This window comes from Maridesulfovibrio frigidus DSM 17176 (assembly GCF_000711735.1).
Classification (GTDB): Bacteria; Desulfobacterota; Desulfovibrionia; order Desulfovibrionales; family Desulfovibrionaceae; genus Maridesulfovibrio; species Maridesulfovibrio frigidus.
In genome coordinates, this window is record NZ_JONL01000006.1 from 273,315 (window position 1) to 285,677 (window position 12,363).

13 protein-coding genes are annotated in these 12,363 nt (G+C 40.8%); 5 read left to right on the forward strand and 8 right to left on the reverse strand.

The genetic code is table 11. The annotated features are described in order from the left end of the window. Window positions 1–52 precede the first annotated feature (52 nt). Window positions 53–2,689 carry a tetratricopeptide repeat protein gene (locus BR06_RS0113365; RefSeq protein ID WP_031483872.1) on the reverse strand — a complete coding sequence of 879 codons (2,637 nt, stop codon included), beginning with the start codon at window positions 2,687–2,689 and terminating at the stop codon, window positions 53–55. A gap of 30 nt (window positions 2,690–2,719) precedes the next feature. On the opposite strand from BR06_RS0113365, the gene BR06_RS0113370 reads away from it, so the two are divergent. Then, entirely contained in the window at window positions 2,720–3,082 is a 363-nt protein-coding gene (locus tag BR06_RS0113370; RefSeq protein ID WP_031483874.1) for a molybdenum cofactor biosynthesis protein MoaE, read from the forward strand. A 60-nt stretch (window positions 3,083–3,142) separates the two neighbouring features. On the opposite strand, the gene BR06_RS0113375 is transcribed toward BR06_RS0113370, so the two are convergent. Further along, window positions 3,143–4,045, reverse strand: coding sequence for a glycosyltransferase family 2 protein (locus BR06_RS0113375; RefSeq protein ID WP_031483876.1), 903 nt, complete (start codon window positions 4,043–4,045; stop codon window positions 3,143–3,145). A gap of 184 nt (window positions 4,046–4,229) precedes the next feature. Here BR06_RS0113375 and BR06_RS0113380 point away from each other — a divergent pair, with 184 nt between their 5' ends. Continuing rightward, window positions 4,230–5,345 (forward strand): glycosyltransferase family 4 protein, encoded by a 1,116-nt coding sequence (locus BR06_RS0113380; RefSeq protein WP_031483878.1) that lies wholly within the window; start codon window positions 4,230–4,232, stop codon window positions 5,343–5,345. 116 nt (window positions 5,346–5,461) lie between these two features. Here the strand turns inward: BR06_RS0113380 and BR06_RS0113385 are convergent, their stop codons facing one another. The 5 genes from BR06_RS0113385 to BR06_RS0113405 form a co-directional block, all read right to left on the reverse strand. Next, entirely contained in the window at window positions 5,462–6,388 is a 927-nt protein-coding gene (locus tag BR06_RS0113385) for a lytic murein transglycosylase (RefSeq protein WP_031483880.1), read from the reverse strand. 9 nt (window positions 6,389–6,397) lie between these two features. Then, complete coding sequence (locus BR06_RS20885; protein WP_328285916.1) at window positions 6,398–6,628, reverse strand: dual CXXC motif small (seleno)protein; 231 nt, start codon at window positions 6,626–6,628, stop codon at window positions 6,398–6,400. 111 nt (window positions 6,629–6,739) lie between these two features. Then, window positions 6,740–8,167: a TolC family protein gene (locus tag BR06_RS0113395; protein ID WP_084154144.1), complete on the reverse strand. Its 1,428-nt coding sequence runs from the start codon at window positions 8,165–8,167 to the stop codon at window positions 6,740–6,742. Window positions 8,168–8,271: 104 nt separating this feature from the next. Beyond that, window positions 8,272–9,057: a MogA/MoaB family molybdenum cofactor biosynthesis protein gene (locus tag BR06_RS0113400; protein ID WP_034603039.1), complete on the reverse strand. Its 786-nt coding sequence runs from the start codon at window positions 9,055–9,057 to the stop codon at window positions 8,272–8,274. A 27-nt stretch (window positions 9,058–9,084) separates the two neighbouring features. Beyond that, the gene (locus BR06_RS0113405; RefSeq protein WP_031483886.1) at window positions 9,085–9,789 is read right to left on the reverse strand and encodes a DUF1614 domain-containing protein; all 705 of its coding nucleotides are present in this window, start codon (window positions 9,787–9,789) and stop codon (window positions 9,085–9,087) included. A 131-nt stretch (window positions 9,790–9,920) separates the two neighbouring features. On the opposite strand from BR06_RS0113405, the gene rfbA reads away from it, so the two are divergent. Beyond that, complete coding sequence (rfbA, locus tag BR06_RS0113410) at window positions 9,921–10,808, forward strand: glucose-1-phosphate thymidylyltransferase RfbA (protein ID WP_031483888.1); 888 nt, start codon at window positions 9,921–9,923, stop codon at window positions 10,806–10,808. Beyond that, window positions 10,801–11,286, forward strand: coding sequence for a hypothetical protein (locus BR06_RS0113415; RefSeq protein WP_031483890.1), 486 nt, complete (start codon window positions 10,801–10,803; stop codon window positions 11,284–11,286). The genes rfbA and BR06_RS0113415 overlap by 8 nt, the downstream gene beginning before the upstream one ends. A gap of 70 nt (window positions 11,287–11,356) precedes the next feature. Here BR06_RS0113415 and BR06_RS20550 read toward each other — a convergent pair whose 3' ends face one another. Continuing rightward, window positions 11,357–11,500 (reverse strand): hypothetical protein, encoded by a 144-nt coding sequence (locus BR06_RS20550; RefSeq protein WP_169738247.1) that lies wholly within the window; start codon window positions 11,498–11,500, stop codon window positions 11,357–11,359. A 225-nt stretch (window positions 11,501–11,725) separates the two neighbouring features. Between BR06_RS20550 and BR06_RS0113425 the strand changes: the two genes are divergently transcribed. Continuing rightward, a complete protein-coding gene (locus tag BR06_RS0113425; protein ID WP_031483892.1) occupies window positions 11,726–12,271 on the forward strand; it encodes a PilZ domain-containing protein in 546 nt (181 codons plus the stop codon). Window positions 12,272–12,363 lie beyond the last annotated feature (92 nt).

The following is a 12,363-nucleotide window of genomic DNA, read 5'->3' on the forward strand; positions in this document are numbered from 1 at the left end:
CTTCTGTCAAAAAAATATTAATTCAACAGTAGGGTTGCACCAATTATACCAACTAGTCCCCTTCCCCCTCTTCACCCCGAGCAAAAAGTTCTCGTTTCTTCTTTTCAAAAGAAACTGCGGCCTTAAAAGCGGATATTGCTAATGCTAAAATACTTAAGATAAGGATAAGCCCTTTCTGAAATTCCCACTTCTGTTTAACAATAATATCAATAAGGAAATTCGACTGAACATGAGTTGAATAGTAAATGAGGAGCGGAATACAAAGCAAAGCCAGCCCGAGAAAAATAACTTCAAGCCATATGAAGTTCCTACCGAGAAGCATCACAAAAAGGGTAGAATCTCTTACAACACGCAATGTTACAAGCCTGCTCTTCAATTTCTTAAGCCGATCCTCGATACCTAGGAGATATTTTTGTGATTTTCTAAAAGTTTCAGCAACATTGAGTTGAGAAGTTTTAATCCAGTAAATTTTGGAAGCACAGTAATTGAAGTCAGAATTAAACTCAGTAAGTAATTTTGGAAATGGAAACCATGAGGCTTCTCCCCTTATCTCTTTGAGCTGTTCTCTAAAAAATTCTATCCGTTTATTAATGACTTTAATCTCGTGCTCAACTCTCTTTTCAATTTCCTCGGTTATCTTACTGACGCCTTTAATAAGATGTATATATGCAACATAATTATTAATTTTGGCAAGACGCCCCATTCTCTCCATAAACTTATCTGCGTCAGCAGCAAACTCATGCCCCTCTTCAAACCACTGAGAAATATCTGTAGAAAGAGTATCCATGCCGGCAGCAACGTTTTTTGCTTCACTCTCAGCGCTATCCCATAAGCTGCCAAGAGCCTGAAGAACAATTAACCTACCGCGATCTAGCTCAGGATCTATCGCAATCCTATTAAAATAATATGGATCTTTTAAGATAATATTCTCAAAATAACCAATAGACTGTTCTGAAAAGCCCATTTTCACCATACATATCGCTCGCCGATACTGCGGTTCAAGCCAATTAGGACAAACCCCGAAAGCTCTTTTATACAAATTAGAAGCATCTCCGAATTCACCGGAGACTTCTTGTAACCGACCTTGCAGATAAATAAAATAAGCCTGTTGCAATGGGGAAAAGCTCAGCCTCTCGGCTTCCTGCCAATAAAAAGCAGCTTGATCCAGTTCATTTAGCTCAAGGTGAATAAAACCCATCAATGCCCGAGGCTGATAGCTTCGACTAAAACGTATCATAGCGTTCTTTATCAAAATATCTGCATCATTTATATCACCACGAGATAGAGACTCAAAAGCAGACCAAATAATTTCGCCTTCCTCTGGACCAATATCTTTAATCCCATTTGGCCACTCTTTACCCCGACATCTCCAAACCAAGTAAAGGACTCTAAGCTGGGAAATTGCATTGATATTAAATAACGCATTAGTGACTATATTTTCATACCCACTTTTGCCCTGCAAAAATTTTGTAAACTCAGCGACAACGTCGGTCTTGCCCTGCATTTCTATATCAATATTATTAAATCCTTCACTAAACTTGTCGCTGTCTATTGCCGCAAGCTGTTTCCAAGCCTTAGCATCAAACCCCTTCAAAGTTTTGCTTGGACACTCAGATGGAACGTGGTTTTTCATACCGCAGTAGAAACAATCATCATTCTCACCGATGGAAACTCTACGGGAAATCGTAACTTCCATCGATTCAGAGCCACTTTCTTCGACCCCTTTACTCAGACTGACATGACACCACCCATCCAAATTTTCCTGCTCACTTCCAAACCTGACCTCATTAACGATAAACTCCTTACCTAAAAGAAAAGCATCGCGATATCTTAAATGAGGGCAATCCGGTGTAAGCTTGTCCCAATCCAAACTGACTTTCCGTATAATATCATCATTAAAACCCATCCCCTGCTGAGGAACAAGAGCCATCACTGTCGGCCAATATGTGACCTCATCTCCTTCCAGATTTCTAACTTTTCCTATTAAAACCAGAAGGTCTTTTAAAAATGTCCTGAGTATAGAAAGTGACTTAAGCGGAAGAATTAACCGCTCTTCGGAGGTAATATATTGGATTCCAAGTCGTTGTAATAAAATTTGAACTTCGGAAAAAAAGGCCCGCCATCCTTTAATAAAGTCTTTATCCGAAGGAGACCCGACTGGAATTAATACAAAATACCAACTTTGAAGGGATTCGTACCCTAATCCCTGATCAGGAGCCAAAGTGAGCCAGCCCGATCTAGACAGACCGCTTGCCAATCTTTCGTCTTGTAAGTTTAACCCAGTAATAGCCTTAACATCCGGACTTAACTGAGGATGAATTAATACTTCAAATTCAGACGGCAGAGCTGTCTCTTGAGTTGTAAATTCATCTGCAACATTCAGTGAAAGATTCAAATTATAATCAACAAGCAAGGTCGCAGGCATCAACTGCACAAACACAGCCATAGGATTAAGTTTAGACCAAATCTGAAGACGTGCGACCACCCTGAAAACATCATCGCTGAAAAAGAACCAGTAAGCTTGATTGTCACCAGAGCTCATGAGCATTCCACCGAAGTCAGTCAAACTGCGGGTTACGGAGTCATCAAGACGCCCTTCCCAAACCAACCAAAGGCCATAACCGCGATTAACCATACGAGAATGGCTGACAACGGGAAGGTTTTCGAATAAGCTGGTGATCTGATACAAAACTATAACTCCTTACTTAACGGAGACATTATGGACATTTCAAAAAGAATTTCAGAATTAAAACAGGACCCCGAGTTCGCAAATAATGTCGGAATGATTCTGATTCACAACGGAGTCGTTCGCGGCTGGTCCCGTGGATCTCGCGAAGAAGTTTCCGGAATCGAAATCAAAGCTGATCATGAAATAATTGAGCGACTACGCGCTGAACATGAAAAGCATCCGGGTATTTATAAAATTGTTGCCGAAGCTAATGAAGGAACATTCAAACCCGGTGATGATGTCCTTTTTCTCATTGTTGCCGGAGACATTCGTGAAAATGTAAAAGCTTGCCTTGCATCATTGCTGGACAGAGTTAAAACTGAAGCGTTCGCTAAAAAAGAAATCATGGCCTAAACAAGAACCTAAAGGGGCTGCCTAGCTGAAAAGCAACAGGCGGCCCTCATTTAAAAAAAATCAGCCTCTAAATATTTTTTGTCCGGCAAGAACATCTGTCGCGGTCACACACTGACCTTTCAAAACCTTTTCCACAACGCTTTCCACCCTTTCAGCCTGCTCAACTTTTCCACGCTTTATACAACCGCCCAAAAAATAACCGACTTTTCGCTGCAATTCATTTTTTGCAAGTTCAAGCTCATCAGAACCAAGCTCTTTGCTGTTCAGCAATTTTATAATAGAATAAATCCTGTATAAATCAAAGCTTGCCACGCGATTAGTAAGTTGATCCGGCCGCCCTCCGTGCTTAATCGTCAGCCTATCTTCAAGAAGGCCTACCGGGAATTTAAATCCGGATCTAATCCAAAGATCATAATCTTCGCATGCGGGCATATTCTCATCAAAAGGGCCGACGCTATCCCAAAATTTTCGATTAAATATTGTACAAGACGGACTAATCAAACACGTTTCAAGAGATTGCTCAAAAAACATACCTGAAGGCTTGCGATACTTCTTACTCTGCTTAACCTGTTTACCATTGCGAAACCATGTCTCATTGGTTTGACATACATCTAGGGATTCAGCTTTCATGAATGAAAGTTGCAGCTCAAGCTTTTCCGGTAACCACTCATCGTCCGAATCCAATAAAGCTATATACTTACCACAAGATTCTCTTATTGCTAAATTGCGGGCCGAGGATACGCCTTTATTCTCCTGATGCAGAATCCTGATACGTTCATCTGAAAATTTTGCCAGCTCAAGATCGGTATCATCAGTAGAGCCATCGTTAACTATTATACATTCAAAATCAGTATAAGTCTGGGCAAGAGCAGAACCTAAAGCACTACAAAGCATCTCAGATCTATTATAAGTAGGTATAATAATGGAGACTTCAGGAACTTCTTTTAATTCATCATTACTCATTCAAATAGCCTTTATTAAAAAAATCTTTATAATTCAAACCGTAAAGTGTACATGTTAGCGACAGAGAACATAAACATGCGGTATCCGCTGCTTTTATGCGTTACGCTCTAATAAATCTAGCTATTATCTTGTATATCGGCCTTTTTAACTTCACTCTTTAGTATACGGATTACCATTTACCTTCATGAAAATTTTTCAAGTCATAAATGTCCGCTGGTTCAATGCAACCTCATGGTATGCCCTATATCTCAGTAAATTACTGCAAGATGCTGGGCACGAAGTCCTTGTCATAACTGTGCCTGACACAGAAACTGAAGAAAAAGCTCTCGAAATGGGTCTTAACGTTGAAGCAATAGATTTGAACTCAACGCAACCAGTAAAACTGGTAAAAGCATGTGCGAAAGTTTTTTCCCTCGTTCGCAAGCATAAGCCTGATGTCGTAAACTGCCACCGGGGAGAAGCTTTTTTCTGGTGGGGAATACTCAGAAAAATGCGCCTTGGTTTTAAGCTGGTGAGAACTAGAGGAGATCAACGGCTCCCACGTAATGACATCTTCAACCGTTACTTGCATTCCAACATTGCCGACGCTGTAGTGGTAACAAATAAGCGCATGGCTGAACACTTTCTTAAAAAGATGGAACTGGCTGAAAATAGCCTTTGGCTCATCCATGGCGGTGTGGATACGGATACGTTTAAATACAATGCTAGTGGACGCGAAGAAGTTCGCAAAAGGTTCGGATTCAACGATAACCACACAGTCATTGGACTGCTGGGTCGCTTTGACAGGGTAAAAGGGCAGCATGAACTAATCGAAGCTGTCTCCAAAATTAGAAATGAATTCAAGACTGACAATATAAGACTTTTTCTGATGGGCTTTCCTACCGCCACCAGCAGACATGAGGTCGATTCATGGATTCAGAAGAACAACATGGACGACATCACTGCGATAAGTGGTAAATGCGAAGACGTATCAGCTTGTATTTCAGCCATTGATATAGGTGTAATAGCCTCGCTTTGGTCTGAAACTATTGCCAGAGCTGCTCTCGAGATAATGGCCTGCCAAAGACCACTGATTTCTACTTCAGTAGGGGTCATGCCGGACCTGCTTCCTGACGAAGCATTAGTCGAGCCAGAAGATATTGAGGGGATGGCTAATAAGCTTACCGAGATAATAGAAAATCAAGAAATGCGAGAAAAATTGTTAAAGGAACATGCTAAAACCATGTCACAACTTTCTGGGGCAGACTTTCTAAAACGCACTATCACGTTGTATCAGGGAGTGCTTTCTAAAAGATCTTAATAGCTCAGGATTAATTATTATGAACAGATAAACCTTCATATTTTATAATCTTCGGTCAGACAGCAGGAAATAATTCTGCTCTATAAAATCCCGTTGAAGCTACATGTCAGGCAATGTTACTCAGGGCCGAATGTAGAGCGAATGCTATCCAGCTCTTTGGCTACTTCATAAATAGTTCTAGCGTACACCATCGAGTGATTATAGCGGTAGATGACTTTAAGTTTCTTCTTTTTGCTCAGTGATTCTTTCCAGCCATGCTTTTTCAAAAAATTAGCCATACTATCCAAAGCATCATCTGTGCTGAATAAATCAATACGCCCATCTGAATTTCCGTCCACAGCATAACTTAGTGCAGTGGTTGGCATGAACTGACATATTCCAAATGCACCATAAGGTGAACCGGGTATTTCTGCCGGATTGATGGAGTTCGCTGCTGAAAATTTTAAAAGGGCAACCATTTCTTTGTAAGCCCAGTCTGCCTTCTGTTTTGTTCTCTTCTTAAGCCACTTAAGATCTTCGTCCTTTAAATCGCTATGCCCAAGATCATCAAAAAAAGTCATGGGATCTGTGCTTGCCGCCATGTTTGCCAAATTCAAAAAAGCAGGAGCTTTACCCAGCGTGCGCCCAAGCTTTGTTTCAACCAGAAGAAGTGACACTAAAATAGAAGGAGACACTCCGTATTTTTTATCAATTGCAACGAGAATATCAAAGTTTTCGCGAAGGTACGAATAGGCTCCAGCAAGCGGAATAACTCCGACATACCTTTCATCAAATTCTTTTTCACGAGCTACTTTTTTAGCTTGTGGCTCAAATTTACGATGAAGCAAAACCCGCATTTTTCGGGACATTATACCAGAATCATACTTCATCGATTCAGCAGAAAAGACCTTATTCACATACTCTCGGCTAAACCCGTCTTTGACGAGCCTATCCTTCAAAGGGTTCCATTCCGCAGAATTTGCTGCGCAGAATACCGCGCTACAAATAATAAATGAAAAACATAGAGCAGAAAGTACAGCCAGTCTTTTAAGCTTTAAAATCATAATCCCTCATTATAGTCGATTCATTGACACGTTGGACATTTCTTCTTCGAAGTCATCATCAATGAACTCCGCATAATCGGCAACTCTGTATATTTTGCTGCAAGACCCGCAGCGTAAATAAACGCCAGCTCAACCCCGGCGCGAAAAGATATCTCCGCCGCATTCCTTGCAATGCATACCCGGCTTAGGAGCTTTACGATTCACACTATTACTGCCGTTAGCTCTTTTCGATCCGAACATAATTCCCCCGTGTTCACATTACCTACGAATATAAATCAAATAACCCTGCTCCACAATAAAAAAGCCGGATTCCTTAAAGGAAGCCGGCTTAATAATTATCGAGAGTTTCTACTAGCTTGTTTTAAGTGAAGGGTTTTTAGTTCCCATGGCAACGAATAGTCTTGCGAGAGCAACTTGATAGTCAGACAACGCCTGAATTAGTTGAGCTTCACTGTCACTCAGTCTGGACTGAGCATTCAAAACTTCGTTGTTTGTGCTGACCTGTGCTTGATAACGAGCCATAGCCATTCTGTAACCCTCACGCCCAGCTTCAACAGACTTGCGGCCAACGCCAATTCTGTCGGCTGCTGCCTGAAGATTTAGAAGCTCATTTTTAATTTCGTAAGAAGCTTCGAGCTTGGTGTTGTCGTACTCAGCTTGAATTTTGCCAACATTCTCGTTAGCTCTCTTCACATCGTAGTATGTTTCTCCCCAGTTGAAGAAATCCCAATCTACGTTAGCTCCAACACTCCAGGAGTCAGGACGGTTCTTGTAATTATATTTGTTCTTACTTACGGAAGGATCATCACCAGTGCTAGCATAATCAAAGTCGGCGGTGAGTTTAGGATAAAAGGAACTTTCGGAGATAGTCACATCTTCTTCAGATATTTTAATCGCCTTCTGGGCAATACGCAGATCCGGACGATCTTTGTCCGCCTTGAGGATGCACTGATCTAGAGTCATTGAAAAAGGTAAGTAAGTCAGTTCACCTGAATAGTTAACATTTTCTTCAAGTGGAAGGTTTAGTAAGGTATTAAGTCTTGCAACCTTTGAGGCAACCACGTTTTTAGCTTTAAGGAGATCCTGCTGAGAAGTAGCAAGCTCAACTTCAGCCTGCAAGACATCTACTTTAGGTCTGAGTCCTACCTGATAAAAAGCCTGAATAACTCCAAGCTGTGATTCCAGTCTGGCAACTGAGTCCTGCTTACTCTTCACTTCCATACGTCCCTGAAGCAAAGTAAGAAAGGCTGTCTGAACTTCTCTGATCAAAATTAATTCGGCATTATAAAGACTTGCGTCACTTTGTTCTCTTTGAAGTTTGGTCTTCTGAAATTTAGAAAGTAACTCAAAACCCATAAAAACTGGCTGACTCACGTTGATGCCAAGTCCCCACTGATCCTGATACCCATAAGCGGTGTCACCGGTTCTAGGCTGCTCGCCATTATGAGTGTAACCATATTTCAAATTCATTCCAGCACCAAACTGACCGCGCTGCGACTCAACACTGCTTGCAGAAGCCATGAGCTGTTGGCGGGCTGCAATAATAGTCGGATTCTGTTTAATCCCCAAATTAACGCAATCTTCCAGAGTCAGTGTTCTATCTGCAGCTTTCTCCTCATCGGAGACAGCTTGCGGAACCTGCATTGTCGCCTCTTCCATAGATACTGGCGCCTGAGCTTCACCTGTTTTTTCTTCACCAGGTAACTGCTGAGCAAAGACTTGCGAAGTTGCAACAAGCATAAATAATAATGTAAACAAAAGAGAAATATTGCGTTTCATTCTAGCCATCCTGAACGATGCGAGTTTTTATAGTTAAAATACCAAAAACAAAATCATGATCTTTATAGATGTTCCTGCCAAGGTAATCAAGCAACATTTTGTAATTAAACACTTCGTATTTTTGCGCAGTCAGATAAGTCGCCCTGAAGCTTTTCAACAGCGTGCTTTAAAGCTGGAAGGACGGCCTCTAAGCTCTCTTTTACGGCCTTAGGACTACCGGGAACATTAATAATGATACTCTCGCCAAGAGTTCCGGCAATTCCCCTTGAAATCATGGAATGCGGTGTTTTTTCAAGTCCAGCTGTAGTTATGGCCCGCTCAAAACCAGGCAGACGTTTTTCAATAACAGCTAGAGTTGCTTCAGGAGAAACATCGCGAGGCCCGACTCCTGTCCCGCCAGTAGTAATAATAATATCAAACTTACTGGTGTAGGCAAGATTCATCAATAGAGACTTCAGATCGCCATATTCATCTGGAATTAGAAAACCGTGCACAATAGAAACTGCCATAGTATCGCTGACAATCTGGCCAACCAAAGGACCACCAGTGTCTTCTCTTTCTCCACGGGCTCCCTTATCACTCAATGTGACATAAGCAACGGAAAAACCAACTCTCTCAGTTTTTAAATCTAAACTTCCAGAATTAGGCAATGGTTCCAAAACTTCAGCAACCCAAGTTTTTGCGCCTGGAACCTGATCGGCCCAAGAACCAGATACAATTCGCAAAAGTTCGGTCCCTTCGCTACTGAGTTTCATTCCGGCTCTAAGTTTAGAAGCTTCTAAGGACACCTTTATATAAGGACACCCTTCTGGAAAAACATCTGAACCTCCGAGGTATATCCTTCCACCTACACGAACCGATCCTGCGAAAGAGAAATCGCATTTTATCATATCTATACTCCTTAAAATTGCTGTTTTTTAGGCTAACAAGACTGCTAAAATACCTGTTATAAAAATACCGTCAAAGGTTCCTGCCCCGCCGATAGAAACAACTGGAGCATCAAGCACTTTTCGAGTTGCAGGAGTAGCCAAGTGCAAAATATCAGCTCCTATTAAAGTCCCAAGACTACCTGCAACATAAGCAGCGATAGGAGCTATCTCGCCCGGAACAAAAATTAAAGCTGCAAGAGCTGTAATAATGGGAGGAATAAGAACAGGTATACCAATTCCTACACCGGGAATGGGTTTCGCCAGTGCATACGTTGCGGCAATCACGATTACGATACAAAGTAAAATAGAAATATTATAGCCGTATTTAGCAAGAAGAGTCATCGACAGCAAAGTTGGAATCACGCACCCACCTATATTTACTGCCACAACCTGATTAACAAGGGACTTTCCTTCATGGGTATTTTCCGGATGCACCTGAGGGTTTAAAACTCTGAACTTCCTGACAAGCACATCAGGAACTAACCTTTCAGAGCGAAACACAGGAATGTTGACCCCACTTCCAAGCAAGGTAGCAATTAGCAAAGCAAACCCCTGCCCCGCTGTAAGTCCCAACTTTCCAAAGGCGGTCGTAATCAGTCCAACCTGTACAAATATAAACAAAAAGAATATGACGACGAAAAAAATAACACCAAGAACCATTACGGTTGGCAGAGAAATTAAGGGGCCACGCATAGTAAAAAAATCTCCTTAGTTGCAAATCTTAATTGAAATGCGTTATTTAAAGCTATTGAAGCAGACACTTCAAGAAAATATTGCTAAATAAATTATATTACGAGTTAAATATACAGGAGGCTTACAACATTATGAAAGGTATTATTCTAGCAGGTGGTTCCGGAACCAGACTGTATCCTCTGACGCGAGTAGTCAGTAAACAACTCCTGCCTGTTTATGACAAGCCCATGATTTACTACCCGCTATCTATTCATATGATGTCGGGAATAAAAGATATTCTCATCATTTCCACCCCCGAAGATCTACATAGATTTGAAGATTTGTTAGGTGACGGTTCCAGACTTGGTATCAACATTCAATACAAAGTCCAACCAAAACCCGAAGGATTAGCTCAAGCATTCATTATCGGTGAAGAATTTATTGGGAAAGACAGCGTCAGCCTGATACTTGGAGATAACGTCTTTTATGGTCATGACCTGCCACATATTTTACAACAGGCAGCTAAACTTAAAAGTGGCGGAACAGTCTTCGCCTACGCAGTTAAGGATCCAAGAAGATATGGTGTTGTTGAATTCGATAAGGATCAATCCGTAATCAGTATTGAAGAAAAACCTGAAGAACCAAAATCAAAATTTGCTGTAACGGGTCTATATTTTTACGACAATTCAGTAATTGAAATAGCCAAAAACATTACCCCCTCCCATCGCGGAGAACTAGAGATAACAGATGTTAACAAAGAATATCTGAAACGCGGATCACTGAATGTTGAACTTCTTGGGCGCGGATACGCGTGGCTGGATATGGGAACACATGCATCACTGCTTAGAGCAGCGGCTTATGTTGAAGCAATTCAGGAAAGACAAGGATTCCTCTTAGCCTGCCTAGAAGAAATCTCCTTTAAAATGGGATACATCAGAGCTGAACAACTGAAAGACATGGCGTCAGATATGCTGAAAAATGATTACGGTAAATATCTGATGGAAGTCTACGAAGAAGCAATGGAGCAAAACAATGCGTAATACTTTCATCATAATGATATTTGCATTAATCATGAGCTTTGCTTCTCCCGCATTTTGCAGCGAGAGCATTATCCCTAAGACTTTTGGAAAGCTTTCGGAAGTAGAGTCTGCACTTAAGAAAATAGGACAGAACTTAGACAAAATAGCAGGATCGGCATCACAACCAGACAGAGTGTTCGCATTGCAAGATCTAGCAAATTTATGCAAAACAAGCCGGATGCAGGTTCATGGGCTGAACTCGCTCTATTCCGTTGCAAATGTTGTTAAAAGAGAAAAAAGATTTGAAAGCAAAGAAGCTGCGATGCTTAAGGAAAAATGTAGATACGCAACAAACGATTTTCTGCGCAGGAAAACTTTCGTTCATGATATAATTGTAAAAACACGTGATCAAAAACTTAAAGACCTAGCCTACATACTCGAGGTGCAATTAGATATAACTCTAAACAATCTATCCATAATCAGCAAAAATTTAAAATAAAAAAAGGCGCGAAATTCGCGCCTTTTTTTATAAAAAATGGAAAAGCCAAAGGCTTTATCCGAAATTTTTCTTAATGGTGACTTTCGTTTTTACCTTGCTCGATTCTGTAAAAAGCCATGTAGAGAATCCAAGCGAAATATACAAAAATCAGAGAAACACCAACGAAACCAGCTGTACTGCTATGTCCCACATTGCTAAGTAGTTCACCAATCATCTTACTGTACCTCCAAATAATTAAACCCAATTTATTTCCAAAAAATGTTAGATATTCATCACGTCTATTTGCAATAATGTCAAGAGTTAGTTTAAGCAATACCATTGACAAATTTTAACATACATATAAAATTCATGTATAGAAAAACACCTTAATGATCATTGAATTTTTCGTTTGAAACATGATATAGTCGAATTATACAGAACTTCACCATTAGAGGAACATATGGGGAAAGAAGAAAACAATGAAGGTCTGCTTGACCGATTGAAAAGTAAACTCGACAGAATGCTTGGCAGAAAAAAGGCTGACTCTTTTGATGTGTCCTTCACTCAAAAGGCAGGAACACCAAGCATGCGAAACGCTTTTAGAATTGACGTGGACAACATGCAAGTCGTCTGTAAATCGCCTAGAGTCAAATGTAAAATCACAGATATAAGTGCCAACGGAGTCGGGTTCAAATCCTCGAAAGATTTTCCAGTTGGGGAAATAATAGAATCCGTAATGCTTTGGTCCGGAAAACCTGTGCTCAAAAATATTAAGATGAAAGTTGTAAGACGAAAAGGCAGCTTGGTTGGATGTGAGTTCATTGAGCTTGATAAGGATCAAGATAAAATCATCAGCAAGATAGTTGTTGCTGCTCAGAAAAGGTCTATCAAGGCCGCTCACTCAGGGGCTAAACATGCTCAAGACGACAAAGAAATTCTTAAAACTGCGGAAAAAGTAACGAAGCGACCTTCGGCGAAAGATCCTTCTAAAAAGATCAAGTTATAAACTGCAGACATCCTTCGTCCAGCTCCCCATCTCATTAATATTGTACGCCATACTATATAACAATTACTAAAACTTAGCTAAATATCAATCAA